Raw genomic sequence first — 25,032 nt, 5'->3', positions numbered from 1 at the left:
AAATCGCTTTGAACATCACTTCTGCCTCAATGCCGAATAGTGTGGCGCAATCTGCTGTATATCTGTGGTTGAAAGATGGTGGGGGAGGGGAGACTTCGCGCCCACGGAGGCTTGACCCGTGAGACGGGATGCGCCAAATGCTGGAGCCATGACCGATCCCCGGACGTCCGCCATCGCCCTCGTCGCCCGCTATTACGCCGCCTTCAATGCCGGCGATGTTCCGGGCATGCTGGCCTGCCTCTCCGATGACGTCGCCCATGACGTGAATCAAGGCGGGCGGCGGCACGGGAAGGCCCTGTTCGCCGAATTCTGCGCGCATATGAGCCGCTGCTACAAAGAGCGGCTCGACGATCTCGTCATCATGGCAAGCGATGACGGGCGCCATGCCGCGGCCTCGTTCACGGTGGTGGGCGCATATCTCGCGACCGACGAAGGCCTGCCACCCGCCGAAGGGCAGACCTATTCACTGCCGGCCGGCGGGTTCCTCGATCTCGAGAACGGCGCCATCACCCGGGTCGCTACGCATTACAATCTCAATGACTGGATTGCCCAAGTGGAAGGGCGCGCTTGAGTCTCACCGTCACGGCGCTCACGGGGAACGACGTCGCGGCAGCGATTCCCCTCATCGCCAGGCTGCGGATCGAGGTGTTTCGCGACTGGCCCTATCTCTATGACGGTGACCTCGACTACGAGGCGCGCTATCTCGCAGATTTCGCCCGATCGCCGGATGCAACCGTGATCGCGGCCTTCGATGGGGAGCGCCTGGTGGGGGCTTCCACAGCAGTGCCGCTGGCGCATGAACCGGAGGCCTTCCGCTCGCCTGTCGAGGAGGCTGGGATCGACGTGTCACGGGTGTGCTATTTCGGGGAATCGATCCTGAAGGCGGAGTATCGCGGCCGCGGCATCGGCCATCACTTCTTCGACGGACGCGAAGGCCATGCACGCCGGCTGGGCTTGCCGATGACCCTGTTCTGTGCCGTCATCAGGCCCGCGGACCATCCCCTGAAGCCTGCGAACTACCGACCGCTGGACGATTTCTGGCGCAAGCGCGGCTATGAACCGGTGCCCGGATTGATCGCCCAGCTCGCGTGGAGGGATTGCGGCAGCGACGGCGAGACCGAGAAGGCGCTGCAGTTCTGGATGCGAGAGACCGGCGCATAGCGTTCGGCGAGGCTGAGGGTCCTCGAGGCAGGTCGTGGCCGGGGATCGCCTCTGCGCATCGCCCGGCTCCCACGATTTTTCGCTTCCCGGATGTCGGGGCTGCCGATCCGCATTCGTCCTCTGCGCAGGGGGCCGGCTGATCGACAACAGGAGTAGCAAGAATGCGAGTGATGGTCCTGGTCAAGGCGACGAAAGACAGCGAAGTGGGGCATATGCCGTCGCGGGAGCTGATGGCGGCGATGGGCGCGTTCAACGAGGAGCTTGCCAGCGCCGGCGTGATGCGGGCCGGCGAGGGGCTGAAGCCGTCGTCGCAGGGCAAGCGCGTGGCCTTCAAGGGTGCCGATCGAACCGTCATCGACGGCCCGTTCGCCGCGACCGAAGAACTGGTCGCCGGATTCTGGCTCTGGGAGGTGAAGGACATGGAAGAGGCCTTGGCATGGGTCAAGCGCTGCCCCAATCCCATGCCAGGCCCGAGCGAAATCGAAATCCGTCCTCTCTATGAGGAATCCGATTTCAGCGAGGTCTAAGGCCTAAGGCCTGCAGCGTGAAGCCTGAGGTCTGAAGCCTGCGGTTTGACGGCGGCGTGCGCGCGTCCTCAGGGGAGACCGGCCTGCCGGGATCCGGCAGGGGAGGCGACGGAGGCCTCCGCCAGGGGCTGGTAGACGTGGAACAGGTGGCGACCGACGGCGCGCAGCGTGCCCACGAACTCGTTGACGTGGTGGTCCAGGCCCTGGGCAGCATCGATCACGTGCTGCTCAGTCAGCAGACGCTCCAGCACCATGGCATGACAGCAGGCTTCACCATCAGCGCGTTCGAGCACGCTGTCGGCGTGAGCATTGCGCCTGCGGGCCGCCTCCTTGATGAGACGCCGGGCATCATGGAGGCTCGATTGTGCGGCATAGACGGCGGCACGGATATCGTGCTCGAAGCCGAAGCCGCGGCGGGATGGTGATCTCAATGTCTTCTCCAGCACGAAAATCTGGCTGAAGAAGGCAACTTTCGCCGTCCGGTACCGGCGCATCAGCGCCTCGAGCTCCTCGACAGACACCACCGCCATGACTCACTTCCGCATACGGGACCACCGCTGCAGAATGTCACTTATCGGATAACAATCCCTGTACGCACTTCCTTAAATTGCAACGCAAGGTCGCATTACTTGAGCTGCCAAGTGATGTTCACCTCGATCGAGACCGTCTGCTCGCCCTGCGCGATGGGAACGGAGTCCGGGGCGGCCTTGGCGAATGACTGGCGCATCATCGGCTGGGGCGGCTGATAACCGCCATTCTCGGAGAGGGAATAGACGGGCCCCAGGGTGACGCCGGCCGCCGCCGCATAGAGATCGGCCTTGGCCTTGGCATCGGCCACCGCCAGGCGCCGCGCCTCATTTTCGGCCGTGTCGCGGTCGGCGATGAGGAAGGAGATCCCGTTGATCTGATTCGAGCCCGAGGAGACCACCTTGTCGAGGACGCCGCCGAGCTTTGCCAGGTCGCGGACGCGCACCGTCACCTGATTGGAGACCTCATAGCCCTCGATGCGCGGCGGTTCGTTGCCCTCCTTGGGGTAGACGTAGCGGGGGGAGACGGAGAAATTCGCCGTCTGGATGTCGCGGTCGCCAATGGCGGCGGCCTTCAAGGTCGCCATAATCTCGGCCATGGCGGCATTGTTGGCCGACAGCGCTGCGGCGGCGGTCGCGGCCTGCTCGACGACGCCGATCGAGATCATGGCCTGATCGGGGACCGCCTTCACCTCGCCGGTGCCGGTGAGGCTCAGGGTGCGTGGCGGGGTCTCGGCGCGGGCAGGTGCCTCTGCGGCGGATACTCCGACGAGACAGGTCACGAGGCCCAGGGCCAGGAGGGAGGGGGTCAGACTTCGGGAGCTCATGGGAACAGCCTTCTTCCGGGCAGGGACGCGCGAGGCGGAGGATCCGCGAGGGCGGAGAATCGCGGCCGATTGCGTTTATTCTGCGGCGATCCTCGCCGGTTTTCACGCCCGGCGATGTCCCGCACCGGGAGGGGCTTTGCGCGGGAGGAATTTTGGTGTAGCCAGAAGCCCGTGTGCCGCTGGGCGCATCCGGGCCTGTAGCTCAATTGGTCAGAGCCGGCGGCTCATAACCGCTTGGTTGCAGGTTCGAGTCCTGCCGGGCCCACCATTCAGTCTGCTCCGTCGAAGGACGGCGGCAGTTGCTGCGGAGAATCCACATATTATCAAAGACTTAGCTGGAGAGCGACCAAAAGTCTTGGCTTGGGAGACGACGTTTCCTCGGCTTCAGGTGGCGGAGTCCGGCCGCAGTCTCTGCGGGCCTGTGTCGACAGCCAAGTGTTGGGTTTTGGCGATGCTGATGGATCGGCCGCGTCAGTGTTCGGCAAAGCCAAACAGACGGCGCTGCTCGGTCCAGCAGGAGGGCAGAGCGGCCAAGCGCTTGAGTTTCATGATTGTGAGGGTCGGCGGCTGAGTGCCGGCGAGGATCTGGTCGGTGATGTCAGGGGCCAGCCAGGCCAGCGGCAGGATGCGACTGATGTCGGTGGGATCGGCCTTATGGCGTTTTGCCAGATCGGAGATCGTTGTGGATCTGCCGCTGAGGAACTCGTCGCGCCAGAGATGGGCTTTTGCGAGCAGTTCGACCATCGCGCGATCCCGACGATCGGGGGGAGGGGAGCGGTCGCCGATGACGAGCTTTGCTTCCATTCCACGTCGCCGGATCTTCAGCGGCCGCTCGATCCTGTAGACAGCATTGGCGGAGAGAGTGCCAAGGGATTGCCCGCTGATTTCGAGGGAGATGATTCCGGGTGAGAGTGTCACCCGATGAATCAGCTGCTTCAGGAGGGTGCGCTGATCACTGCTGTTGCCTGACCTTATCTGCTGCCTCAGATGGCTGATCTTCATCAGCGACGTGCGTTGGCTCTCGGCATCTGTCCCAATCCAATCGAGGAGGTTGGTCTCCCTTTGCAGGGTATCGTCGAGGGCGCCGAGGACGGCACGCTCGAGCTCATCGGCCGGCAAGCGCCAGGCTTGTGGATCCTTGCGATGCGACTGCATCAGCCGATGCGAGATGTAGTAGCGGTACCGGGAACGGCCCTGACTGCTCCTATGCTTCTTGGTGACGTGAGACGGTGACAGGCGATCTCCGGTCTCGTCATAGATCAGGCCGGTAAGCAAAAAGCGGCCGCCGACGTTGGTGGACGATGACCGATCCGGCGCCCTGGCGGCGAGACAGTCCTGACATCGTTGCCAGAGGCCTTCATCAATAATGGAGTCGTGCTGACCCTGATGCACTTCGCCCTTGTGGGTGATTTTGCCGACATAGATCGGGTTCGACAACAAGCGATAGAGATGGCCGCGAGAGAAGGGCGTTCCCCCTTGGGTCTGACCATCCTTCAAAAGTCGATGCTTGGTCCTGAGGCCATGAACATCGGCCCAATCCTTCAATGTGCGCACGCTGCCCAATTCCAAAAAGCGGCTAAAGAGTTCTCGGACGGTCTTCGCTTCTTCCTCATGCACCAGGAGCTTGCGATCCTTGAGCGAATAGCCGAGTGGAACCGGGCCCCCCATCCACATGCCCTTGCGCTTGGAGGCGGCGATCTTGTCGCGGATGCGCTCGGCCGTCACTTCGCGCTCGAACTGGGCGAAAGAGAGGAGCACGTTGAGGGTCAATCGCCCCATGGAGGTGGTTGTGTTGAACTGCTGAGTGATCGAGACGAATGAGACATCATGCTGGTCGAAGATCTCGACCATGCGGCCGAAATCGGTGAGCGAACGGGTCAGCCGATCGATCTTATAGACCACCACCACATCGATGCGGCCAGCCTTGATGTCTGACAGAAGTGCCTGCAGGCCAGGGCGCTGCATGGTTCCGCCGGAGATGCCGCCGTCATCATAATGCTGCGGCAGAGCCCGCCATCCGAGGGAGGCTTGCGAGGCAATGTATGCCGCGCAGGCTTCCCGCTGCGCATCGAGGGAGTTGAACTCCTGATCGAGACCTTCTTCGGAGGACTTTCGGGTATAGACGGCGCAGCGCAGGCGGCTCATAGGCCGAAGAACCGCGGGCCGGACCAGCGGGTGCCGGTGATTGCTCGTGCCACTGCGGACAAGGACTTGAAGGTCTGATCCTTCCAGATGAACCCGGCCGACGTGCGATCCACAACATGGGTGATGCCATTCCATTCCCGAACAAATCGGACGCCACTCTTGAGAGAGGGCACGGCGATGGTTGGGTGCTCGCCGGCCTTCAGACGCGACAGTGATCTGCGACTGAGGCCGCCAAAGACCTTGGCCTGGAGCTCGTAGGCGATCGCCCGCTCCAGCAACTGCCGCTTCACCCCCCTAGGCGGAGGATGGTCAAAGATCCTCTGCCATTGGGTGGTAAGTTCGCCGCGTGGGCAGGTCTCGAGCCGGGCCAGGCGCTCTTCGAGCGGTTGGAGCTTGGAGCCCTTCATACCTGCTCTCCGGCAATACGGTAGCGCGTTGCGCCTTTGGCATCCTTTGCTGCAATCAGGCTTATCCCCATGCGCTTGCGGATGGTGCCGGACAGAAAGCCCCGGACACTGTGCGCCTGCCACCCAGTCGCCTTCATCAGCTCGGCGGAAGATGCTCCCTGACTGCGCTTCAGCAGCTTCAGCACCTTGTCAGTCTTTGAAGCCGGCTTCCGCGATGCCCCAACTTCCGTGGCAACCGTATCCCAAGCCGTGATCTGATCAGAATCCATCTTGCGTCTCCATTGCTCTGGCTCCGGTCATCCCGGAGCTTGCACTGAGACGAGCCCGCGTAACGGGCAGATGCGACGTCTGTGGCGGCGTTCAAGTTGGGAACAGTACTGCTCTGTCCGAGGCTGATGTCCAGTCGGGTCTTGTAAGAAAAGCATTGGATATGGCTGCCAGCTATGGAGCAGTTACGATGCGCAGACAGCAAGCAGTCGATGAGGAGCTGTTGCCACTCCCAATGGGCCATCAACTGACAACTCTCACTGACATTTTTTCTGGTTATCCGCCGCCGATAATGGGAAGGCGCAGATCGGCGGCTTTGCGCCCATCTAAGCCGTTCAGCCGAAAATCGTTATCCTGAGACCGGTCATTCGCGATCGATTTCACAGAGCTGATTTGAGTCGGGGCGATCAAAGAGTTCGAAGGCTCAGAAGCGGCCATGATCGGCAAGATAGCGGCATCGTCTTCTGATCGGCTGCTTTGCGATCAGGCGTTCCAGCCGGAGGTGCTTGCGGTCGGACCTAATTGTCAGTTACCGGTAAAGGCATTAACACCCCCCTATGTGGGCGATACCGTGGCCGCAGGTCTCATCGGCCACCGCACCTGAACAGATTTGGACTATCCCCCTATGATCCGTCCCTATTTGGCGCTCTTGCGCGAAGAGCGGTCTGTTTTGCTTTTCGGGATCGGGTGCGCATTCCTGTCCTCGCCGGGACAGACGTTCTTCATTTCCCTGTTCCTCGGGGAGATCTCATCGAGCCTCGGACTGACCGCGGCCCAGCTCGGGTCGCTTTATCTGTTCGCGACCCTGAGTTCTGCGAGCCTCCTGCCAATGACGGGGCATTGGGTCGACCGCATGGACCTGCGCCACTATTCGATCGCCGTGATGATTGGGCTGGCAGCCGCCTGTGCCGTCATGTCGGTCGTCTCGGGACCGTGGAGCCTGTTCATTGCGTTCATGCTCCTGCGCCTCACGGGGCAAGGGCTGATGACGCATCTGGCGGTGACGTCCATAGCCCGCTATTTCACGGCACGCCGGGGCCGGGCATTGTCTCTGGTCGCCATGGGATACCCCTTGGCCGAAGCAGTGGCACCTTCGATCGCCGTGGCGCTGATTGCAGCATGGGGCTGGCGTAGCGGCTATCTGATCATCGGCGGCGCTGTTCTTGCCGTCGCGGCGCCGATTCTGCTCCAATTGGTCTGGAAGAAGACCTCCTTTACACGGGCGCCGGCTCTGGAGGACGGGGCGGCACGGGTGCGCATCCTGGATGGACTCAGAATCGTTATCGGCACGCGCTTCTTCTGGTGTGCCTTGCCGATTTTGCTCTTCATGCCGTTCACCTCGACAGCCTTGGTCTTCCATCTCAATGTAATTGCCATGGAGAGGGGCTGGTCTCAGACTCTTATCGCCATAGGGTTTGTCTGCTTCGCCGCCGGTGATGCACTCGGCCTGTTTGTTGCCGGGCCAATGGTCGACCGCGTTGGAGCCAGGAACTTGCTTTCTTTCATGAACCTCCCTCTCCTTTTGGGGATCGCCTGCTTGGGGCTGTTCGAGGGGAACTGGGCTCTGCTTGCGTTTCTCGGCTTGATGGGAGCATCGTCTGGTGTGGTTCAGACTACTGTATCGGCCGCCTGGGCAGAGGTTTATGGTGTGAACCGGGTGGGCACGATCAGAAGCTTCGTGATCATGCTAACGGTCGGAGGAACGGCGCTCGGTCCCGCATTGGTGGGCCTCATGCTCGACAGCATGCCAATCGCGAGCATCTGCAGCATGCTGATTGCGGCGGGCTTGGCCGCGGCTGCACTTGCGGCTGCGGAGGCTCGCCAAGGACGCCCCGCATAGATCGCGCGGCGATATGCGAATTCAACTTATTTCGCTGAACTCGAAGGCGGCATTTTTCACCTCGTATATTGAGGATTCGACCTGCTGCGCGCTGTCGAGCGCAAAAAGTGCCAGGTTATATCCGTCAGCTGAGAAGGCGCTTTTGTAAATGACACCGTCGTAGCCTTCGGCGCGAAAGACCTCGGCCAGGATTTGGGTGGCGGCATATTCGGCCGTGTTGTCACTGCGGGTGACAGGCTGTGAGAAGGCATAGTCGATATGGGTCCAAACCGCCTTTTCGATGTCCGCTGGCGTCAGGGAGATCGTGGGGGGCATATCCTGCCCGTAGAAGACTGAGCAGTCGACCACAGTCAGTTTACGGCTGGTCTGAAAACGCGCGAGCGAAACCACGGAACCGATCCAGGGTCTTACCTCCGACATCGCCACTTCCTTCGGGGTGGCGACATAGAGGCAGGGGATGCCCTTGGGGTTGACTCGTCCCTCATAAGCGCGGTCCTGCAGGGGCTTCATGCGCATTTCAGGATGCGGACCGCGGATCCGACGCCCCACTTCCGGATCCGCTATCCATTCGTGACCTATTTGTGCCCGCCAAAACACTGCGTCGGCAGGAACTTCCTTAAGACGCGCCTTGCAAGTTTCGGCAACTGCACGGAGAAATTGCTCACCGGCCGCAGAGCGCAAGTATCGCATCGAGAGAGAAACTTCCGATTTGAATTTCTGGAAGGCGCGGGGGTCGGAAAAGCTCAGTCGGTTCAGCGCCGTAGCTCCTCAGGCGAAGAATGGAGGAAAAATCCTACAGATTATAAATTTCAGCCGTGGAGTAGTAGGGCTGAAGATGCACCTTCCAACGATCGTATTGCCTCGACAACTTCCGTCCGGAGACGAAAAGACTGGCCTGAAGGATCACTTCTCTCGCGCACGGCAAAACTGAGCAATGACGCCTCCACACCGTTTGCGCCTTCGGCCTCCGGTGAGAAAGCGAGGACTTCCACAAGCTTCTTCCCAAGCCGTCGGTAGGCCGTGATCACCGCGCTCTCGTCTTTTTCCACGAGACTGGCGAGCTTCGCCACGCTGGCCGAGGCATTCGGACGTCGGCTATGGAGGCGCAGAAGAGCAATGGCAGGTTTCAATCCGGCGCCTTGCAGAGCGACGAAGGCCTCGCCGAATTCCGTGCTGGTCGGAACGCCATTGACCCGTAGCTGGCAGAGGTCCTTGACCCGATCATCAAGAGACAGTTTCAGCGCGGCGATGGCCTCCTCCAGTGTCTCGGCCTCGGCGGCTTGTATGGTTTTCAGTCCCAGATAGGCAATGGCCTTACAGCTCTCCTTTTGAGCTCCTGCGACAATCCGATAGAGGCCATGATCGATTTCAACGCGTCCCTCAACCAGGCGGGGTTTCATTTTCACTGGTGCCAATTTCATTCCTCAAAGCCGCTTAAATCAATTTCCCTGGTCCAAAAGAGGGTCCTAGGCCGACCCGTTTCTCTCTTTCCGATCGCCGCCTGATGCACAGCGAATGCAGTTCGGAATGGTCGGGTCGATTGCCAGCCTTTTGGCGCCGATCTGCTCGTCACAATTGACGCAGAACCCGTATTCCCCCTCATCGATGCGTTTGATGGTCGCTTTGATACGCTCGATTTCCTGCCCCCGCATCCGTTCGGATGCATGGGCCATCGCCTGCATCTGCAGGGCGTCCATTCGGGACAGGCGGCCAACCGACGCCTGATCAAGTTCGACGGGTTTGCGGCTATCGGCCGTGGAATCGATCGTCTGGCGAAGATCGACCAGCCTTTTTTCGAGACCTTCTCGTAGAATCCTTAGATCAGGATCCGACATTGAACTGTCCTCGTGTTTGTCGACCATCCATGCCGAGCCTCGATGCTAATTTCGGCCATTGTGAGCCGTTAACAGGCATACACACTCGACAAGTTAGAAGGGGTATGTTGCTGCCTCCAGAAGATTTTTTCACATTTTTCTCAGTCATCCGACGGACCGGCGGAATTTCTATGCGCGTTGCAGGCGATTCTGCCCGACAGCAAGGGAGAACACCGATCCCGTGGTGTTCTCCATGAACGACCGGCTAAGCCCCGCTTAGCGAAATGCACGATCCTAGCATCAGCGTTCCGGTTTTCGATCACTAGCGGACGAGCAACACCGGTACTTTGCAGGAGCGGACCATCTCGGTTGTTGTTGATCCGATGAACAGGCTGCGAATGCGGGAATGGCTGTATGCGCCCATCACCAGCAGATCGATCCCGTCACGCTCGATCGTCTGAGAGATTATGGCTTCGGGCTGTCCTGGAATGATCTTCGCTTCGACGTCGTAGCTGCCGGCTTTCAGCAGGCGCTCTGCATCTTCGATCTTGCGGCGTTGATCGGTCGTATCACTGCCAACAGTGAGCAGGTGACATTCGAGGCCCGCGAAAAGATCGCTCCGGGCAATGTAATCCACGGCCTTCATCGTCGTTGCGCCGCCATCATAGGCGATGAGAAAGCGCTTGATGGGTCTGAAGGCGCGGGAAGCCACCAGGACCGGCTTGTGGCTCGATCGGACAACCCGCTCGAGATTCGACCCGAGATGGAGCCGTGCAAAATCCGCTGCCTCGCCCCGCTTGCCGATCAGGATGAGGTCGGCGTCGCGTTCCAGTTCCGCGACGGTGTCGAGAAGGTCGCCGTTCCTGAGCTTGGTGGTGATCTGGGTGACACCGTTCTCTGTCATCCTGGCTCTGGCCTCATCGAGGATCATACGCCCTCGCTTCTGCGAGAGCTTGGCGCGCTGAAGATCCAGTTCAGCCAATTCGGAGAGTAGCGCGTCCTTTGTATCGAGGGTCAGGTTGCCTGAATAATCCGCAGGCACACCCTGCCCCTCCCGCCGCCCCAGCACATGGACGAGTTCGATCGTGGCTCCAGTCTGTTTGGACGCCCAGGCGGCGTGGTCGCAGACGCTCTGGGCGTAAAGCGACGCGTCGATCAGTGCCAATAAGCTCTTCATATCCCGTCTCCCTCAATGCCCCATGAGGCGCTCGAGGGCGCCGGGCTTATCGTGGATCGCCAGTCTGTCGACGATCGTTTCGCTCGCTTCATTTAGACCGATGATCTCCACTTCAGCGCCCTCTCTGCGGAACTTGAGGACGACCGTGTCGAGAGCCGCCACACTCGATATATCCCAGATATGGGCCCGGCTGACGTCGATGGTGACTTTTTCCAAGGCTTCCTTGAAGTCGAAGGCGCTCATGAAGTCGTCGGCCGAGGCAAAGAAGACCTGACCTTCGACGACATAGCTCCGCCCGGTTCCGTCGGGGGAGGCGGCGGATGTGACCCGGAACAGCTGCGCGATCTTCCATGCGAAGAAGATGCCCGACAGCAGGACCCCAATGAGCACGCCGATCGCCAGATTGTGGGTGGCGACCACGCCGACCACCGTCGCCACCATGACGATGCTTGAACTGCGCGGGTGGATTGCAAGGTTTTTGAGGGACTCCCAACTGAATGTACCGATCGACACCATGATCATGATGGCGACGAGCGCCGCCATGGGAACCACCCGCACCCAATCCCCCAGAACCCCGATCAGGAACAGGAGAAAGACACCGGCGCAAAAGGTGGAAAGGCGACCGCGGCCGCCGGATTTCACATTGATGATCGACTGCCCGATCATGGCGCATCCGGCCATGCCACCGATAAAGCCTGTCGCCAGGTTGGCCACGCCCTGGCCGACACATTCGCGGTTCTTGTCACTGGGCGTGTCCGTCAATTCGTCGACGATGGACGCCGTCATCAGGGACTCGAGCAGGCCGACGGCGGCAACAGCGGCAGAGTAAGGAAGGACGATCAGGAACGTCTCGAGGGTCCAAGGAACGTCAGGCAACAGGAACATCGGGAGTGTGGATGGAAGCTCGCCCATGTCGCCGACGGTCCTCAAGTCGAGACCAAGGATGATCGTCACCGCCGTGAGCAGTATGATGCAGACCAGAGGCGACGGGATAACCTTCGTCAGCCGCGGCAGCAGATAGATGATGGCAAGTCCGGCCGCCACCATCACATAGGTAAGCACAGGGACGCCGATGAGCTCCGGCAGCTGCGCCATGAAAATCAGGATCGCCAAGGCGTTAACGAAGCCCGTCATCACCGAGCGTGAGACGAATTTCATCACATATCCGAGCCGGAAGAGCCCCGCGAGGATCTGCAGCACCCCTGCCAGGATCGTCGCCACCAGCAGATATTGCAGGCCATGGTCCCGGACCAGGGTGATCATGAGGACGGCGGTGGCCGCCGTTGCAGCCGAGATCATACCGGGGCGGCCGCCGACAATCGCGACGATCACGGAAATCGAGAACGACGCATAGAGCCCGACCTTCGGATCGACGCCGGCAATGATCGAAAAGGCGATGGCTTCGGGAATAAGCGCCAGGGCTACCACGAGGCCGGCCAGAACGTCGCCCCGGATGTTGCCGAGCCAGTCGGAACGAAGGTCGTGAAAGTGAAAAGGAAATCAATACAGGCTCCAGGCCAAGGGCCGCATCGGGGCTCAGATCGATTAAATTCTAAGAGGGAGGAGAAGTCGTGACGTAGAAGAAAGGGGAATACTGCCCGCAGACATGAACGCGTCGCGGCAGAAAGGCGCGAGGCGTCAGTGTCGTCATCGGTGGAGGCAGCTCACATTGGTCAATTCATCCAGTCACGATTGCTGCGATGCAGCATAAGAACGTCTTAACGACTCAATGTGCAGCAGGCAAGTTCATTTTAAACTTCCCGCTCCCGGGCACATCATTTCGGAACGAAAGAGGCAGGCTTCCAGCGAAACTGCATCATCAGGCTACAGCGAAATGTCCTGCAGCTGCAGAGCGCCGCCTATAGCGAAAACAATCATCGTGAGGTTGACGAGGACGGCTCATTATTATGATATTCTAGGATCCGCTGGACCTCGTTTGCTGATCCGAGAATGACCCCTACACGCTGATGGAGCCCCTCAGGCACGATCTCGAGGATGCGTCGACGGCCGTCGATCGCCCTGCCTCCTGCCTGTTCGACCAGGTAGGCGATCGGGTTACCTTCGTACATCAGCCGCAGCTTGCCGTCCTGCATGTTCGGCCGTCCGTCGACCGGATACATGAACACTCCCCCGCGCGTCAGCACTCGATGCACGTCGCCCACCATCGATCCCATCCAGCGCATGTTGAAGTCGCGCCTGCGTGGACCGTCCTTCCCCGCAAGTAACTCCTCGATATAGCGGCTTAGCGGCGGCTCCCAGTGCCTCTGGTAGGCCATGTTGATCGCAAACTCGCCGGTCTCGGCTCGGACTGCCATGTTTTCCGCGGTCTGGACCCACGAGCCCATCTCTCGATCAAGGCTGAATGCGTGAACGCCAGTACCGACTGACAGTACGAGCATAGTCTGCGGTCCATAGATCGCGTAGCCGGCGGCGACCTGCTGCGTTCCCGGCTGCAAGAAGTCCGCTTCGGTCACATCACGACCCGACACACTGTCCGGAGCCTTAAGCACAGAGAAGATCGTGCCGACGACACCGTTGACGTCAATGTGCTGGAACCGTCTATCGGGTCATAGACGAGCAGGTATTCGCCCTTAGGAATCCGATACGGGATGGGATGGATAGCCTCCATCTCTTCGGAAGCGAGCGCCGCGAGATGGCCTCCCCATTCATTGGCTTCCAGAAGGATGTCGTTAGAAATGACATCAAGCTTCTTCTGCACCTCGCCCTGGATGTTTTCCTGATTCAGTGATCCAAGCAGTCCCGTGATCGCGCCCTTACTCACGATATGACCGATGACCTTGCAGGCGCGGGCCACCACTTCGAGTAGGAGCCGAAGCTGTGCCGGCACGACCTCTTCCTGGCGTTGCTGTTCTACCAGAAACTGGGTTAGAGACTTCTTCACGCATGTTCTCCTCATCGTGTAGACGGATTCTCGCGCAGCCGTGGCTACAGCAACAGCGCCTCGATCTAGACAAACCGCTTAGCCGCAGGCGCCCTCTCGTCCAGCTGGTTCCTTCATCAGCCCTTTGCAAACGCAAGTTGTTTCACCGTTAGATAACCTGTCTGGTGCAGTTACCAGGTCCATGCGGGACTCCATCTATGGCATTGCCACTGCGGGCGAAAATCGGACCAAGGTCAGCTCGATCGAACTACGTAGAGCCTAAGCGGGAAAGCAGCGACGGACAGTACGACCGATCCAATCAGGTATGGCGCTGCCTTCAACAGTTCGCCGCGCTCGTAGAGCGACTCGGCTTCCAACGAGAAGGTTGAGAATGTAGTAAAGCCGCCAATAATCCCAGTGGTCAGGAACAACCGGGATAAGTTTGGAGTGCCAGCGTTTGAAAAAGCCATTCAACTGCCGCCGCCATCGTGAATGATCCGATGAAGTTGATCGCCCGTTGTGCCAACGGGGAACGAGGCACCGAATAGCGTCAGCGCCAACACGCCTCCATAGTGCAGCGCCCCACCAATTCCGGAACCGAAGAAGACGAACCGGTATGCCGTCAACGCAATTTTCCATTTATCGGTAGGCGAGGCCAGTCCAACCGCCGCTGCAGCCATGCTCGCCGCTCGACGCCGGCGGACATGGCGTGGCGTGGGTTGTAACCCAGCTCAGCCAGTTCATCGTCGCCCCATGCCGGAACCTCCAGCAAGCCGATCGTAACCTCACTCTGCAACAATTCTAAATCCGGGAAGGCCAGGAAACCGATGAAGAGCGACATTCTGAAGCCCAATGTGCACAGCAATGCAAGGCGTCATCATTATGCATGTTTGGCAGATGACAAGCAGTAGAAGTTCAGCGGCTCCTTCGCCGATCAGGGAATCAATGGACGGATCTCCGGGCCGTGGAGACCCAATGTCGAATATCCGTCAAACGGCTTTTTTTGGGTCGCGATGAGCTCGGCTGAACGGCTACAATTTGGTCGGCAAGAGAACGGCAGCTAACTAATCCTCAATACCAAAACCGGACAGTCCGCGCTCGGCCGATATCCTACCTGATGGCACGGCGCCATCATTCCGGCCGCTTCAGTTGAGTTGGCCAGAGCCTTAACGCGGATGTACGCGGGGTAGTCGCCCGAATGGAGCGCGCGCCGTTGGCTGGAACGGAGTTTATCCCGTCTTCAACGGCAAGGCCGTTGAAGCGATCCATTTGGCGGCCCCCGCGCCTCACGCTCGCGCGCTCGCGAGTTGAACGCTTGCCTCGAATCCGCTCTGACTTTCGGGGCGTGGCGAGCGCAGCATGAGTTTGCTGCCCATGCGGCTTGCGATCGTCGAGACGATCGAAAGCCCGATGCCGCTGCCACGACCACCCGGATTGCCGCGCTCGAATCGATCTGCCAACCTTGCAAGTGTCGCAGCCGGCACGACGGGTCCATCGTTGGACACAGTCATGCGGCCATCGGGGGAAAGCGCGACATCGACGGGCCCTGACTGGATGCCATATCGAAGCGCATTCTCGACCAGGTTGCGGCAGAGAATTCCAACAGCGTCGGGGTCGGCGGTCGACATGACGGGGGTGGCAGGCAGGCTAAGCAGGATGCGGCCGGCGGATTCGGTCCGGCGCATGTCTGCGACTACGACCTCCAGCGTATCGCGCAGGTCGGACGCATGGTCGAGGTCCAGTCGTCCTCCCTCCGCCCGGGCTAACTGCATCAGCCGCTCTGCGCGTGCGGTGAGCCGTTTAAGCGTGGTCTCGATGTCTGCTCCGCGCTGGGCGGTCTGAGGCTCCGCGGTTTCCTTCCGGATCCGTTGGGCCTGGGCGATTGCTCCCGCGAGGGGCGTCCTGAGTTCATGGGCCGTGTTCGCGGCGAGACTCCGTTCTGCCTCGAACGCGGCCCTGAGGCGCTCCATCAAGGCGTTCATGGTAGCCGCCAACGGCGCCACCTCGCTTGGCAGGTCTCCGGACGCGATCTGGGCGAGGTCCTTCTCGCTTCGCGTCTCCAATTGCTCCTTGAACGCGCGCAACGAACGCGTGCTTTGTCGAACCGCGAAAGCAACAGCCGCAAATGCAGCGGGTATTACCAGCAGGACGGGAAGCCCTAACCCCATCTGCATTTCACGAATGACAGCGTCCTGATGTGACAGGGATTTTGCCACTGTAATGCGGATTGTGCCCTGCAGCGCCTCTTCGCTGTAAAGACGATGAGTTGCGGTCCGGCCGAAGCCAGCTCCCCCGTAAGTCGGGAAGTTTGAGAGGTCGGCAGCATGTGACCGAAGGAGAACCTCACCCTTGTCGTCCCGAACAACATAGGTGAAGAGTTCATCATGGCTGCGGATGGCTCCGAGCCTCTGGCTTGCGGTGTCACCATCCTCCCGGCCGACGATGTCAAGGACTGCAAGCGGAAGCAGGCGCTGGGCCGTTTCTTGCAGCGAGGAGTCAAAAACCTTCTCGATTTCGTGCCTCAGTAGGACGGCCGTTGCCCAGGCCGCCCCGATCCAGGAGACGATCAGAACTGCTCCAAGCCATATGAGAAGCCTGCCCTGGAGGCTCTTAGGACCCCTCATGCCTGAGCCAGCCTATAACCAAGGCCCCGCTCAGTTTCGATGAGATTGGTGCCGAGCTTCTTGCGAAGACGGCTGACGTGAACCTCGATGGTGTTGCTCTCGATCTCGGAACCGAAATCGTAGAGCTTCTCCTCCAATTGCGGCTTGGAAAGAAGTTGGCCGGGGCGGGTAAGAAACGCTTTCAGAAGCGCCCACTCGCGTGCAGTCAACTGAATGGCCTTTCCGTCGCGGTGCACGCTTCTGCGCGCAATGTCGATGTCGAGGCCGCGGTGGTGGATGATGGGGTTGGGGTTGCCTGAATAGCGTCGTGCAACCGAACCGATCCGAGCTGAAAGTTCGTCCAGGTCGAATGGCTTTACGAGATAGTCGTCGGCTCCGGCCTTGAGCCCCTCGATCCTGTCCGTAACCTGGTCGAGCGCGGTAAGGATGATAACGGGTGTGACGTCTCCCGAGTTTCTCAAAGCCCTGAGGAAGACGAGGCCCAAACCGTCTGGCAGCATCAGGTCGAGCAAGATCAGATCGTAGCCTGCGGTCGCCATCGCATCGCGAGCGCGGTCAAGCCGAGTGACCCAGTCGACGGAGTGGGCGTCAGCGGCGATCTGAGCGCGCACCGCGTCGCCGAGCACGTCGTCATCCTCAACAAGCAGGATTCGCATTCTGAAACGCCTTCTACGGCCTGACCTGTAAGGTACGAGCAGTTCCTGACAGGTTGCTGAAGGCAAGAATAGTTCGGCTTCAGGATCCCGTAAGGTTGGCCCTGCAGGGTCATTCCCAATTCTTCTAACGGAGCAATGCGCCATGCGGCTCATTCTGACAATTTTCGCACTCGTTGCGGCTTTCCCGGTCGGGGGTGCCATGGCCGATGACGAATGCTTCGTGCCGATGGCCGACTGGAAGCCGAGGGAGGCTGTTGCGGCCTTGGCGACCGAACAAGGCTGGACGGTGCGACGGATCAAGATCGACGACGGCTGTTACGAGCTCGACGGTACGGATGCTCAGGGACAGCGGATCGAAGCGACGATCCATCCCGCTACCCTTGAAATACTGGAGATAGAGCGCGGTGACGACGACGATGGTCAGCATCACGAGAGAAAAGGCGACGAGAAAGGCTGAAAACCAGCGTCTCCCACTAACTCTTTGACTATTCCCAAAACTTCGAAGGCCTCGCCATTGCGGCGGGGCCTTTTGCTTCCTGACGGCAAGCTGAAGCCGAAAGTTCGTTTCCGTCAGGAAGGGATCAGGCGTCGTCCCCAAAAAGGAGCCATCACAAAGGAGATCCCGCTATGAAGACGACATTTGCGATCCTGCTTGCATCGACCGCGCTGACGCTCGGCTTCGCAATTCCAGCCTGGAGCGTGATGCATGACGGACCGCGGCCGCAAGCATCGCGATACGCCACAGAGGATGCCTCTCGTGCGGGCGCGCACCTCCTTATAGCAAGCGATGACGACGACTCGGACGATGATGAGGGGCGTCGCATGAGCCGTGGTGGGGATGACGACGATGATGAAGACAGCGACGACGACGGCGACGAAGAGGACGACGGCTCAACAGGCGCTGCCGCACCCGCGCCGGCGGGCACCGTCGTCCCACCGAACAATGGCCTGTTCGGAAGTGGCGCTGCACCAAAGGTCAAAGTGAACTGAGCCATAGCCCTCTCGCAAACCCTGGAGACTGTCATGACAAAGATACTCGCCGCTTTGGCGCTTACCACTGCGCTGACGCTTCCCGGTATCGCTATGGCGCGGCCGGTGACCCTGACGACCACCCTGAACAGCTACGGTGGCCAAGGCGCCTACCTTGCCATCTATGTAACCGATCCAAAAGGTGCCTATGCCGGGACGCTTTGGATGGCGGGAGGCAAGTCCAAATACTACGAGCATCTGAGCGACTGGTACCGCGCCACGGTCGGCAACAGCGCAGAGATCAATGGGATCACCGGAGCTAGCGTGGGTTCGGGACGGACGCTGGAGATCACGCTCGACCTCGCCGATGCCCTCTTCGACGCGGGCTACACGCTGCATGTCGATGCTGCCGTTGAGGACATGCGCGACAGTCCGAACGAAGTCGCAGTGCCACTGACCGCCGGGAGCGCCGGCCAGACTGCAAAGGGCCGCCGCTACGTCGCCACCTTCGCCTTCGGTATGTGAGGACGATGCCATGATCCGCGCTTTTCACCGCTGGCCTGGTCTCGTGGCTCTGGCCCTGGTCGCCCTTCTCGCGGTGAGCGGAGCCGCGCTCTCGGTCTTCCCGACTGCGGAGCGACTGGGAGCTCCGCAGGCTGACGCGACCCTCCGAGTGGGCGAGCTCGCGACCCGTATTCAGATGGTCTATCCAGGGGTGGAACAGATCAAACGTTCTCCTTCGGGACGTATTACCGCGTACTGGTTCGACAACGGCACCCCCGGTTCGGCGGTGATAGACCCGGCTACAGGCGCTGGCGCTGGCTCCGCAGACCCGAACCCGGTCAAGCGCTGGCTGACCACCCTGCACCGCTCGCTGTTCCTGGATGATGCAGGCCGCATCCTCTCCGCCGCAGGCGCGACAGCGATGCTCCTGCTTTCACTGTCCGGGATCATGCTGGTTTCGCGCCGCACGGGTGGCTGGCGGCGTTGGTTTTCCCCGCTGCGCGGCTCCTTGCCAGGGCGTATCCATGTCGAGGTGGCGCGAATCGCCGTGGCCGGACTACTGTTGTCTTCGGCGACCGCACTCTGGATGACGGCCTCGACCTTCGGATTTCTCCCAAACCAGGCCGTCGTCCCGAATCTGCCGTCCACGGTGAGCGGTAAAACGGGCGCACCCTTGGCCGGCATGCCCATGCTCGCCTCAACACCAGTCTCCGTCCTGCGGGAACTCAGCTTTCCCTATCCGGGCGACGCGACCGACGTCTTCACGCTCAAGACCGACAGCGGCACGGGCTACCTCGACCAGGGTACAGGAGCAACGCTTGGCTGGTCCGACCTGAGCGGCTGGGAGAGTGTCTCCGAGACGATCTACATGCTGCACACCGGACAAGGTGCCGGGTTGCTCGGCCTGATGCTTGGCCTGATGGCGCTCGCGGTTCCCGTGATGGGCGCTACTGGCACCATCATCTGGTATGCAGGAAGCCGTGGGCGGCCGCGCATCCGCGACAACGCTACACCGTCGCGCGCAGAAACCGTCATCCTCGTCGGAAGCGAGGGCGGCAGTACGTGGGGCTTTGCGGCGACCCTGCATTGTGCCCTGACCCTGGCTGGACTTGCGGCCCACGTCGCGCCGATGTCGGCCTTCGATCCTGCGCGGACCCCGACCGCTCGCCGCTACCTGATCCTCGCTGCGACCTATGGCGACGGAAGTGCGCCAGCATCGGCCAAGGGATTCCTGGACCGTGTTGCCGGGCTGTCCATCATGCCGGCGGCGTCACTGGCCGTTCTGGGGTTCGGAGACCGAGCCTTCCCGGCTTTCTGCGCCTATGCCGAAGCCGTCGAGGCTGCCGCAAAGGCGAAGGGATGGACGACGCTTCTGCCGCTCGACACGGTGGACCGTCAATCTCCGCAGGAGTTCGCGCGCTGGGGCCGCGCGCTCGGTGATGCTCTCGGGATCGAACTGGAGCTGGATCACCAGCCCGTCCGTCCGAAGACGGCACCGCTGACGCTTGTTTCTCGCCGTGACTATGGCCAGGACGTCCAGGTCCCGACTGCGATCCTGCGCTTCGCCATTCCGACCCTTTCCTTCGTCCAGCGCCTGGTCGGTCAAGGATTCGCTCGCTTCGAGGCCGGCGACCTTATCGGTATCGTGCCGGAGGGTGCGACTGTTCCGCGCTTCTATTCCCTGGCGTCCGGCAGCAAGGACGGCTTCATCGAGATCGTGGTGCGCAAGCATGTCGGAGGCCTGTGTTCGGGAGCACTGATGGCGCTTGAGCCAGGGGATACGCTTGCCGCCTTTCTCCGCCGCAACCCCGACTTCCATGCCGCTAAGGATCGCGTTCCATTGATATTGGTCGGAGCCGGCACCGGACTCGGACCGCTGGCAGGCTTCGTCAGAGCGAACAGCGGGCGCAGGCCGATCCACCTCTATTTCGGTATGCGCCATCCCGACAGCGACTTTCTCTACCGCGAAGAGCTGGAGGCCTGGTTGTCCGAAGGCCGGCTTGCGGCCCTCACCACCGGACACTCCCGCGGGACGCTGCCGCGCTACGTGCAGGACGCGATCGCCTCACAGCCGCTGGAGGTCGTTCGAGCCATGCGCGAAGGCGCGCGCATAATGGTCTGCGGCGGCCGGGAGATGGCGGCCGGGGTTGCGGAAACGATGGCGCGGATACTGGAACCCCTCGGTATGTCGCCAGCGAAACTGAAGGCGGAGGGACGATATGTCGAGGATGTCTACTGAGTTCGTCCGTCACGCGCTGAACGGTCCGACGATGGGGACACGTTGGTCGGCACTGTTCTTCACGGCCCTCGGCTTCGATGAAGATGCTGCCCGCGAGGCATTGCAGCGGGCCGTCGACGAGATCGATATGCAGATGTCGACATGGAGCCACAACAGCGATCTGATGCGCCTCAACCGCGCGCCCGTGGGTGAAGAGGTGCCCGTTCCTGCCTTGCTGATGGAAGTCCTGCAACTGGCGATCACAGTCGGCAAGTCGTCCGGTGGCGCATTGGAAATCGGAGTTGGCGACGCTGTCTCCGCCTGGGGTTTCGGTCCTGCGGAGGCGGCCCCCGACCTGATCCGCACCGCAATGGAGGCGGGGCGGGTGCCGGCGCATGAAGCGCTTGAGTTGAAAGGCGAGTCGGTATGGAAGCGTGTCCCCATTGTGCTCGACCTTAACGGCATCGCCAAGGGCTTTGGCGTGGATCGGCTGGCGCAGGCGCTCGCGCACCTAGGCGTCCACCACGGGCTGGTCGGCATAGACGGCGAGATGCGCGCCATTGGGCTGAGGCCGGACGGCGAGGCTTGGACGGTCGCCGTGGAACTTCCAGATCCAGACCAGCGCGCGCCGCACTCGGTCTTGTCCCTGCAAGACTGCGCGGTTGCGACCTCCGGTGACTATCGCCACTGGGTAGAAGTGCAGGGAAGGCGGCTCTCGCACACCATGGACCCGTGGAAAGGCACTCCGGTCCTCGATGCCCCGGCCTCCGTCACGGTGATTGCCGCGACCTGCGCGGCTGCCGACGCCTGGGCGACTGCCTTGATGGTGGTGGGCCCCGATAAGGGCGGAAAACTCGCCCGCATAGCTGGGATCAGTGCATTGTTCTTGCTACGCGGCGAAGGAAAAAGCATCCGTGCATGTCGCTTCGGACGGGTATTCAAGGACGAAGAGTCGAATACTGCAGGCGCAGAGGGCTAGAACATGGAGCATTCAGCTGCGGACCGGGTGAAAGTATTCCTTATTGCAGCTGCATTGGGTGGGCTCCTTGGCGGGCTGGCACTCTATTTCAGCGGCAGAGCGGATCTCGCAGCGACGGTTTGGTTCGTCGGTGTAGTTCCCGTCCTGGCAGCCCTGCTCGTGGAGATTCTGCGCAGCCTATGGCGCGGCGAAGTCGGCCTCGACATCGTCGCCGCGCTTTCCATGTCGGCAGCGCTCCTCTTCGGCGAAACGCTGGCTGCTGCCGTCGTTGCGCTTATGTATGCGGGCGGCACATTTCTCGAAAGCTTTGCCGAGGGGCGGGCTCGCCGCGAGATGCGTGCCCTGCTGGAGCGTGTCCCACGAACGGCGACCCGGCATCGGGAAAACGGACTGGAAGACGTTCCGCTCCGCGACATCCGGCCCGGCGACCGCCTGCTCATCCGTCAGGGCGACGTTGTCCCGGTCGATGGCACGGTGGAGTCTGCCTCTGCCTTCCTCGACACCTCCGCCCTGACTGGCGAATCCCTTCCCAGCCGTGCGGAGGTTGGAGGCGACGCGATGAGCGGCTCCACCAATGCAGGCGAGGCCTTCGACCTCGTTGCGACGCGTCTCGCGAAGGACAGCACCTATGCGGGCATCGTTCGGCTTGTGGAGGAGGCACAGAAGTCGAAGGCGCCGATGGCAAGGCTTGCTGACCGTTGGTCTCTTGGCTTCCTGCTCGTCACGATCGTCATCGCTTTCGCCGCATGGTGGTTCACCGGCGATCCTATCCGGGCGGTTGCCGTCCTCGTGGTGGCAACTCCATGCCCCCTGATACTCGCGGTTCCGGTGGCGCTCGTAGCGGGCCTCTCGCGGGCAGCGCATTTCGGTGTGCTGGTCAAGGGCGCTGGCCCACTGGAAGCGATGGCAAGGACGCAGACTCTCATCCTCGACAAGACCGGAACGCTGACAGAGGGCAGACCGCAGATCGTCAAGATCGACAGCCATGACGGCACGGATCCGGATGAGGTTCTGCGGCTGGCTGCGGCGCTCGATCAGGCAACGAAGCACCCGATCGCACAGGCCATCGTGACGGCGGCTCTGGAGCGGGGCCTGTCGCTCTCTGTCCCGACTCATGTAACCGAAGCGCCCGGTGAAGGGCTCACGGGACAGGTTGAAGGAAAAGCCATTGTGGTCGGCGGGCACGGATTTGTGACGGGCCGTGTTGGCAAGTTGGCAGAGGAGTATCCGGAGCTCGCCGCCGGGTCGGTTCTCGTGGCCGTCGGCATCGACGGGCGGATGGCTGGCCATCTGGTGATGGCTGATCCGCTTCGGGATGGCACGCGCGACATGCTTGCCCGGCTTCGCCGTCAAGGCGTCAAGCGGATCCTGTTGGCGACAGGCGACCGCCGGGAGGTAGCCGAACGCGTGACCGAAGGCCTCGGGCTTGATGCAGTCCGCTCGGGACTCACGCCTGACCAGAAGGTGCTGCTTGTGCTCGCCGAACGCGAGCACGGTCCGGTCATGATGGTGGGTGACGGCGTGAACGACGCGCCGGCTCTTGCGGCAGCCGACGTGGGCATTGCCATGGGCGCGCGCGGTGCGGCCGCGTCAGCCGAAGCAGCCGACGTGGTTCTGCTGGTCGACCGTGTGGACAGGCTTGGGCCAGGGATCGAGATAGCCCGTGGCGCACGCCGCATCGCGCTGGAAAGCGTGGTTGCAGGCATCGGCTTGTCAGTGCTGGGCATGATCGCGGCGGCGTTCGGCTACCTCACTCCCGTTCAAGGCGCGCTCCTTCAAGAGGCAATCGACGTCGCCGTCATCCTCAATGCGCTGCGTGCGCTCCGCATCTCTCCAGCAGAGACGTAATCCCCGGACGTGGCGCCCGTTCCGTGATCTCGTCGGCGAATGAGCCGCTCAAGGCGGATCTCATGATGCAAATCAAGGTGCCGAAATCTCATAATGCTATGTTGAAGATCAGCCCGCGCCGTTGGGCGGGCTTACAAAGGGGTGCGTCTTGCTCGAATACAGGATCGAAGCCCGCCGGGTAGACGCTCATGGGGCGATTGCCACGGTCAAGAACGCGCAGATCGAACTCGATACCGATCCTGCTGGTCGCGCCGATGCCTTCAACCCAGCGGAACTGCTTCTCGCGTCGGTCGCGGCTTGCATGATCAAGGGGATTGAGCGCGTCGCTCCGATGCTGCACTTCGAATTCAAGGGTGCCAGCGTCGAAATCCACGGTGTCCGGGAGGACAACCCTCCGAAGATGCTTTGCATCGACTACGTGCTGACGGTCGACACCCGGGAGTCGGACCAGCGTCTCGAACTGCTGCACAAGAATGTCCGAAAATACGGCACAATCTCGAACACCGTCGCCGCCGCAACTGAGCTGAACGGAACCATCCGGAGACAGGCATGAGCAGGTTGCACCGGGAAAACCATCTCGTTTCGCGGATCGGCTGGCTTCGAGCAGCCGTGCTTGGCGCCAATGACGGGATCGTTTCCACTGCAAGCCTCATCGTTGGGGTAGCTTCCGCGACAGCCGGCACTTCGGAGATCCTCGTCGCAGGTGTGGCAGGGCTGGTAGCTGGTGCCATGTCGATGGCGGCCGGAGAGTATGTGTCCGTGAGTTCGCAGTCCGATACCGAGAACGCCGATCTCGACCGCGAGCGGCTGGAACTGGAAACCCATCCTGAATTCGAGAAGGCGGAACTGGCGCAGATCTACGTCAAGCGCGGCTTGACGGAAGAGCTTGCACGGCAGGTCGCGGTCCAGCTGATGGCGAAGGATGCGCTTGGCGCCCACGCCCTGGCTGAGCTCGGCATTTCCGAGATGACAGCGGCGCGGCCGATCCAGGCAGCATTAACGTCAGCGGCGACCTTCGCCGTCGGAGCGGGGATGCCGCTGGCGATGGTACTCGTTGCGCCGACATCGTCGCTGATCTGGGTCGTGTCAGCAGCATCCCTGCTCTTCCTGGCCTTTCTCGGTGCGATCGGCGCGAAGGCAGGAGGGGCAAACGTCATGAAGGCGACGCTGCGCGTCACGTTCTGGGGCGCCTTCGCGATGGCGTTGACCGCTGGGATCGGCGCGCTTGTCGGAACCGTTGTCTGAAAAGAGTTCAGCTTACGGACGTCTGCTTTGATCGTCTGAATTCAGTGCCGCCACGCCGCTAGGAGGTAGGCGCAGGCGAGGTTGACGGCGAGGGCGCCCAGCCCCTTGACCGATAGCGCGAAGGGCTGCGGCGGAACGGGATCGAGGAACTTGTCCCACGCCGTCCAGAGCGTGGCGATGGCTGGAACCAGAAAAATCAGCGCAAGTTCCCATTCGGAGGCGCGACCGGGCGGCTAACCAGCCGAGCGCGAAGAAGTCGAGAAGATTCACCGAGGCTTCTTCGAGCAAGTCGATGCTATCTGCGAAGAGGGAGACCGATCCGATCGATAGGGCGACCGAAAACTCGACGCCAAATAGGCGAGGTTCGCCAGAGCGACAATCAGGACACCCGGCGAAGTAAAAGATCGCACACGCCT

At 61.3% G+C, this 25,032-nt stretch carries 28 protein-coding genes, 1 tRNA gene and 2 pseudogenes; 14 read left to right on the top strand and 17 right to left on the bottom strand.

Translation table 11 applies throughout. The annotated features are described in order from the left end of the window. Positions 1-148 precede the first annotated feature (148 nt). The 3 genes from FKM97_RS11650 to FKM97_RS11640 all read left to right on the top strand — a co-directional run bounded on the left by FKM97_RS11650 (position 149) and on the right by FKM97_RS11640 (position 1,688). Entirely contained in the window at positions 149-571 is a 423-nt protein-coding gene (locus FKM97_RS11650) for a ketosteroid isomerase-related protein (RefSeq protein WP_144292571.1), read from the top strand. After that, a complete protein-coding gene (locus FKM97_RS11645; RefSeq protein ID WP_144292570.1) occupies positions 568-1,161 on the top strand; it encodes a GNAT family N-acetyltransferase in 594 nt (197 codons plus the stop codon). Before FKM97_RS11650 ends, FKM97_RS11645 begins: the two co-directional genes overlap by 4 nt. Positions 1,162-1,322: 161 nt before the next feature. Next, positions 1,323-1,688, top strand: coding sequence for a YciI family protein (locus FKM97_RS11640; protein ID WP_144292569.1), 366 nt, complete (start codon positions 1,323-1,325; stop codon positions 1,686-1,688). 68 nt (positions 1,689-1,756) lie between these two features. On the opposite strand, the gene FKM97_RS11635 is transcribed toward FKM97_RS11640, so the two are convergent. Together FKM97_RS11635 and FKM97_RS11630 are read right to left on the bottom strand one after the other, a co-directional pair. Beyond that, on the bottom strand, positions 1,757-2,218 hold the full coding sequence (locus FKM97_RS11635) for a hypothetical protein (protein ID WP_144292568.1): 462 nt from the start codon (positions 2,216-2,218) through the stop codon (positions 1,757-1,759). 95 nt (positions 2,219-2,313) lie between these two features. Beyond that, positions 2,314-3,042 (bottom strand): SIMPL domain-containing protein, encoded by a 729-nt coding sequence (locus FKM97_RS11630; protein ID WP_144292567.1) that lies wholly within the window; start codon positions 3,040-3,042, stop codon positions 2,314-2,316. A gap of 191 nt (positions 3,043-3,233) precedes the next feature. Between FKM97_RS11630 and FKM97_RS11625 the strand changes: the two genes are divergently transcribed. After that, positions 3,234-3,310 (top strand) — tRNA-Ile (locus FKM97_RS11625). Positions 3,311-3,513: 203 nt separating this feature from the next. Here FKM97_RS11625 and FKM97_RS11620 read toward each other — a convergent pair. Genes FKM97_RS11620 through FKM97_RS11610 form a run of 3 tightly spaced genes read right to left on the bottom strand, consistent with a single transcriptional unit; the run spans position 3,514 to position 5,863 of the window. After that, a complete protein-coding gene (locus tag FKM97_RS11620; RefSeq protein ID WP_144292566.1) occupies positions 3,514-5,187 on the bottom strand; it encodes a recombinase family protein in 1,674 nt (557 codons plus the stop codon). Beyond that, complete coding sequence (locus FKM97_RS11615) at positions 5,184-5,594, bottom strand: DUF2924 domain-containing protein (RefSeq protein ID WP_144292565.1); 411 nt, start codon at positions 5,592-5,594, stop codon at positions 5,184-5,186. Before FKM97_RS11615 ends, FKM97_RS11620 begins: the two co-directional genes overlap by 4 nt. Beyond that, positions 5,591-5,863 (bottom strand): DUF3489 domain-containing protein, encoded by a 273-nt coding sequence (locus tag FKM97_RS11610; RefSeq protein ID WP_144292564.1) that lies wholly within the window; start codon positions 5,861-5,863, stop codon positions 5,591-5,593. The genes FKM97_RS11615 and FKM97_RS11610 overlap by 4 nt, the downstream gene beginning before the upstream one ends. A gap of 434 nt (positions 5,864-6,297) precedes the next feature. On the opposite strand from FKM97_RS11610, the gene FKM97_RS26290 reads away from it, so the two are divergent. Next, complete coding sequence (locus tag FKM97_RS26290; protein WP_170240875.1) at positions 6,298-6,465, top strand: hypothetical protein; 168 nt, start codon at positions 6,298-6,300, stop codon at positions 6,463-6,465. Between the two features lie 21 nt (positions 6,466-6,486). Beyond that, positions 6,487-7,701, top strand: a complete 1,215-nt coding sequence (locus tag FKM97_RS11605; protein ID WP_144292563.1) for an MFS transporter — start codon at positions 6,487-6,489, stop codon at positions 7,699-7,701. A 21-nt stretch (positions 7,702-7,722) separates the two neighbouring features. Here the strand turns inward: FKM97_RS11605 and FKM97_RS11600 are convergent, their stop codons facing one another. The 11 genes and pseudogenes from FKM97_RS11600 to FKM97_RS11560 form a co-directional block, all read right to left on the bottom strand. Next, positions 7,723-8,382, bottom strand: a complete 660-nt coding sequence (locus FKM97_RS11600; protein ID WP_170240874.1) for an RES family NAD+ phosphorylase — start codon at positions 8,380-8,382, stop codon at positions 7,723-7,725. A 128-nt stretch (positions 8,383-8,510) separates the two neighbouring features. Next, a complete protein-coding gene (locus tag FKM97_RS11595) occupies positions 8,511-9,107 on the bottom strand; it encodes a hypothetical protein (RefSeq protein ID WP_144292561.1) in 597 nt (198 codons plus the stop codon). 60 nt (positions 9,108-9,167) lie between these two features. Next, positions 9,168-9,536: a TraR/DksA family transcriptional regulator gene (locus tag FKM97_RS11590; protein ID WP_144292560.1), complete on the bottom strand. Its 369-nt coding sequence runs from the start codon at positions 9,534-9,536 to the stop codon at positions 9,168-9,170. A 301-nt stretch (positions 9,537-9,837) separates the two neighbouring features. After that, positions 9,838-10,692, bottom strand: coding sequence for a universal stress protein (locus FKM97_RS11585; protein ID WP_144292559.1), 855 nt, complete (start codon positions 10,690-10,692; stop codon positions 9,838-9,840). A 12-nt stretch (positions 10,693-10,704) separates the two neighbouring features. Continuing rightward, complete coding sequence (locus FKM97_RS11580; protein ID WP_144292558.1) at positions 10,705-12,147, bottom strand: SulP family inorganic anion transporter; 1,443 nt, start codon at positions 12,145-12,147, stop codon at positions 10,705-10,707. A 419-nt stretch (positions 12,148-12,566) separates the two neighbouring features. Continuing rightward, a pseudogene (locus FKM97_RS11575) lies at positions 12,567-13,609 on the bottom strand (class 1 fructose-bisphosphatase). A 218-nt stretch (positions 13,610-13,827) separates the two neighbouring features. Beyond that, positions 13,828-14,043, bottom strand: a complete 216-nt coding sequence (locus tag FKM97_RS27230; RefSeq protein WP_246105042.1) for a CrcB family protein — start codon at positions 14,041-14,043, stop codon at positions 13,828-13,830. Continuing rightward, the gene (locus tag FKM97_RS27225; RefSeq protein WP_246105041.1) at positions 14,044-14,199 is read right to left on the bottom strand and encodes a hypothetical protein; all 156 of its coding nucleotides are present in this window, start codon (positions 14,197-14,199) and stop codon (positions 14,044-14,046) included. It lies immediately after the preceding gene. Continuing rightward, a complete protein-coding gene (locus FKM97_RS26285) occupies positions 14,196-14,414 on the bottom strand; it encodes a hypothetical protein (protein WP_170240837.1) in 219 nt (72 codons plus the stop codon). Before FKM97_RS26285 ends, FKM97_RS27225 begins: the two co-directional genes overlap by 4 nt. Before the next feature lie 445 nt (positions 14,415-14,859). Further along, complete coding sequence (locus tag FKM97_RS11565) at positions 14,860-16,197, bottom strand: sensor histidine kinase (protein WP_144292557.1); 1,338 nt, start codon at positions 16,195-16,197, stop codon at positions 14,860-14,862. Beyond that, positions 16,194-16,853, bottom strand: a complete 660-nt coding sequence (locus FKM97_RS11560; RefSeq protein ID WP_144292556.1) for a response regulator transcription factor — start codon at positions 16,851-16,853, stop codon at positions 16,194-16,196. Before FKM97_RS11560 ends, FKM97_RS11565 begins: the two co-directional genes overlap by 4 nt. Before the next feature lie 142 nt (positions 16,854-16,995). Between FKM97_RS11560 and FKM97_RS11555 the strand changes: the two genes are divergently transcribed. From FKM97_RS11555 to FKM97_RS11520, 8 genes are all read left to right on the top strand, one after another. After that, positions 16,996-17,310: a PepSY domain-containing protein gene (locus FKM97_RS11555; RefSeq protein ID WP_144292555.1), complete on the top strand. Its 315-nt coding sequence runs from the start codon at positions 16,996-16,998 to the stop codon at positions 17,308-17,310. Positions 17,311-17,480: 170 nt separating this feature from the next. Then, positions 17,481-17,843: a hypothetical protein gene (locus FKM97_RS11550; RefSeq protein ID WP_144292554.1), complete on the top strand. Its 363-nt coding sequence runs from the start codon at positions 17,481-17,483 to the stop codon at positions 17,841-17,843. A 33-nt stretch (positions 17,844-17,876) separates the two neighbouring features. Next, entirely contained in the window at positions 17,877-18,347 is a 471-nt protein-coding gene (locus tag FKM97_RS11545; RefSeq protein WP_144292553.1) for a DUF2271 domain-containing protein, read from the top strand. 10 nt (positions 18,348-18,357) lie between these two features. Next, the gene (locus FKM97_RS11540) at positions 18,358-20,565 is read left to right on the top strand and encodes a PepSY domain-containing protein (RefSeq protein ID WP_144292552.1); all 2,208 of its coding nucleotides are present in this window, start codon (positions 18,358-18,360) and stop codon (positions 20,563-20,565) included. Then, positions 20,546-21,523: an FAD:protein FMN transferase gene (locus FKM97_RS11535; protein WP_144292551.1), complete on the top strand. Its 978-nt coding sequence runs from the start codon at positions 20,546-20,548 to the stop codon at positions 21,521-21,523. Before FKM97_RS11540 ends, FKM97_RS11535 begins: the two co-directional genes overlap by 20 nt. Before the next feature lie 3 nt (positions 21,524-21,526). Continuing rightward, complete coding sequence (locus FKM97_RS11530) at positions 21,527-23,371, top strand: heavy metal translocating P-type ATPase (protein ID WP_144292550.1); 1,845 nt, start codon at positions 21,527-21,529, stop codon at positions 23,369-23,371. Positions 23,372-23,519: 148 nt separating this feature from the next. Beyond that, a complete protein-coding gene (locus FKM97_RS11525; protein WP_144292549.1) occupies positions 23,520-23,924 on the top strand; it encodes an OsmC family protein in 405 nt (134 codons plus the stop codon). After that, on the top strand, positions 23,921-24,616 hold the full coding sequence (locus FKM97_RS11520) for a VIT1/CCC1 transporter family protein (protein ID WP_144292548.1): 696 nt from the start codon (positions 23,921-23,923) through the stop codon (positions 24,614-24,616). The genes FKM97_RS11525 and FKM97_RS11520 overlap by 4 nt, the downstream gene beginning before the upstream one ends. Positions 24,617-24,660: 44 nt before the next feature. Here FKM97_RS11520 and FKM97_RS26690 read toward each other — a convergent pair. Beyond that, a pseudogene (locus FKM97_RS26690) lies at positions 24,661-25,026 on the bottom strand (cation diffusion facilitator family transporter); the annotation flags it as partial. Positions 25,027-25,032 lie beyond the last annotated feature (6 nt).

Source organism: Rhodoligotrophos appendicifer, assembly GCF_007474605.1.
In the GTDB taxonomy this organism is placed as follows: domain Bacteria; phylum Pseudomonadota; class Alphaproteobacteria; order Rhizobiales; family Im1; genus Rhodoligotrophos; species Rhodoligotrophos appendicifer.
This window is presented reverse-complemented; position numbering and strand designations above follow the sequence as displayed.

Bases quoted from the DNA above. Each gene is read 5' to 3' on its own strand.
- FKM97_RS11650 (WP_144292571.1), top strand. From the start codon at position 149: ATGACCGATCCCCGGACGTCCGCCATCGCCCTCGTCGCCCGCTATTAC.
- FKM97_RS11640 (WP_144292569.1), top strand. From the start codon at position 1,323: ATGCGAGTGATGGTCCTGGTCAAGGCGACGAAAGACAGCGAAGTGGGG.
- FKM97_RS11635 (WP_144292568.1), bottom strand. From the start codon at position 2,218: ATGGCGGTGGTGTCTGTCGAGGAGCTCGAGGCGCTGATGCGCCGGTAC.
- FKM97_RS11630 (WP_144292567.1), bottom strand. From the start codon at position 3,042: ATGAGCTCCCGAAGTCTGACCCCCTCCCTCCTGGCCCTGGGCCTCGTG.
- FKM97_RS11620 (WP_144292566.1), bottom strand. From the start codon at position 5,187: ATGAGCCGCCTGCGCTGCGCCGTCTATACCCGAAAGTCCTCCGAAGAA.
- FKM97_RS11615 (WP_144292565.1), bottom strand. From the start codon at position 5,594: ATGAAGGGCTCCAAGCTCCAACCGCTCGAAGAGCGCCTGGCCCGGCTC.
- FKM97_RS11610 (WP_144292564.1), bottom strand. From the start codon at position 5,863: ATGGATTCTGATCAGATCACGGCTTGGGATACGGTTGCCACGGAAGTT.
- FKM97_RS26290 (WP_170240875.1), top strand. From the start codon at position 6,298: ATGATCGGCAAGATAGCGGCATCGTCTTCTGATCGGCTGCTTTGCGAT.
- FKM97_RS11605 (WP_144292563.1), top strand. From the start codon at position 6,487: ATGATCCGTCCCTATTTGGCGCTCTTGCGCGAAGAGCGGTCTGTTTTG.
- FKM97_RS11590 (WP_144292560.1), bottom strand. From the start codon at position 9,536: ATGTCGGATCCTGATCTAAGGATTCTACGAGAAGGTCTCGAAAAAAGG.
- FKM97_RS11585 (WP_144292559.1), bottom strand. From the start codon at position 10,692: ATGAAGAGCTTATTGGCACTGATCGACGCGTCGCTTTACGCCCAGAGC.
- FKM97_RS27230 (WP_246105042.1), bottom strand. From the start codon at position 14,043: ATGGCTTTTTCAAACGCTGGCACTCCAAACTTATCCCGGTTGTTCCTG.
- FKM97_RS26285 (WP_170240837.1), bottom strand. From the start codon at position 14,414: ATGTCGCTCTTCATCGGTTTCCTGGCCTTCCCGGATTTAGAATTGTTG.
- FKM97_RS11565 (WP_144292557.1), bottom strand. From the start codon at position 16,197: ATGAGGGGTCCTAAGAGCCTCCAGGGCAGGCTTCTCATATGGCTTGGA.
- FKM97_RS11560 (WP_144292556.1), bottom strand. From the start codon at position 16,853: ATGCGAATCCTGCTTGTTGAGGATGACGACGTGCTCGGCGACGCGGTG.
- FKM97_RS11555 (WP_144292555.1), top strand. From the start codon at position 16,996: ATGCGGCTCATTCTGACAATTTTCGCACTCGTTGCGGCTTTCCCGGTC.
- FKM97_RS11550 (WP_144292554.1), top strand. From the start codon at position 17,481: ATGAAGACGACATTTGCGATCCTGCTTGCATCGACCGCGCTGACGCTC.
- FKM97_RS11545 (WP_144292553.1), top strand. From the start codon at position 17,877: ATGACAAAGATACTCGCCGCTTTGGCGCTTACCACTGCGCTGACGCTT.
- FKM97_RS11540 (WP_144292552.1), top strand. From the start codon at position 18,358: ATGATCCGCGCTTTTCACCGCTGGCCTGGTCTCGTGGCTCTGGCCCTG.
- FKM97_RS11535 (WP_144292551.1), top strand. From the start codon at position 20,546: ATGTCGAGGATGTCTACTGAGTTCGTCCGTCACGCGCTGAACGGTCCG.
- FKM97_RS11530 (WP_144292550.1), top strand. From the start codon at position 21,527: ATGGAGCATTCAGCTGCGGACCGGGTGAAAGTATTCCTTATTGCAGCT.
- FKM97_RS11520 (WP_144292548.1), top strand. From the start codon at position 23,921: ATGAGCAGGTTGCACCGGGAAAACCATCTCGTTTCGCGGATCGGCTGG.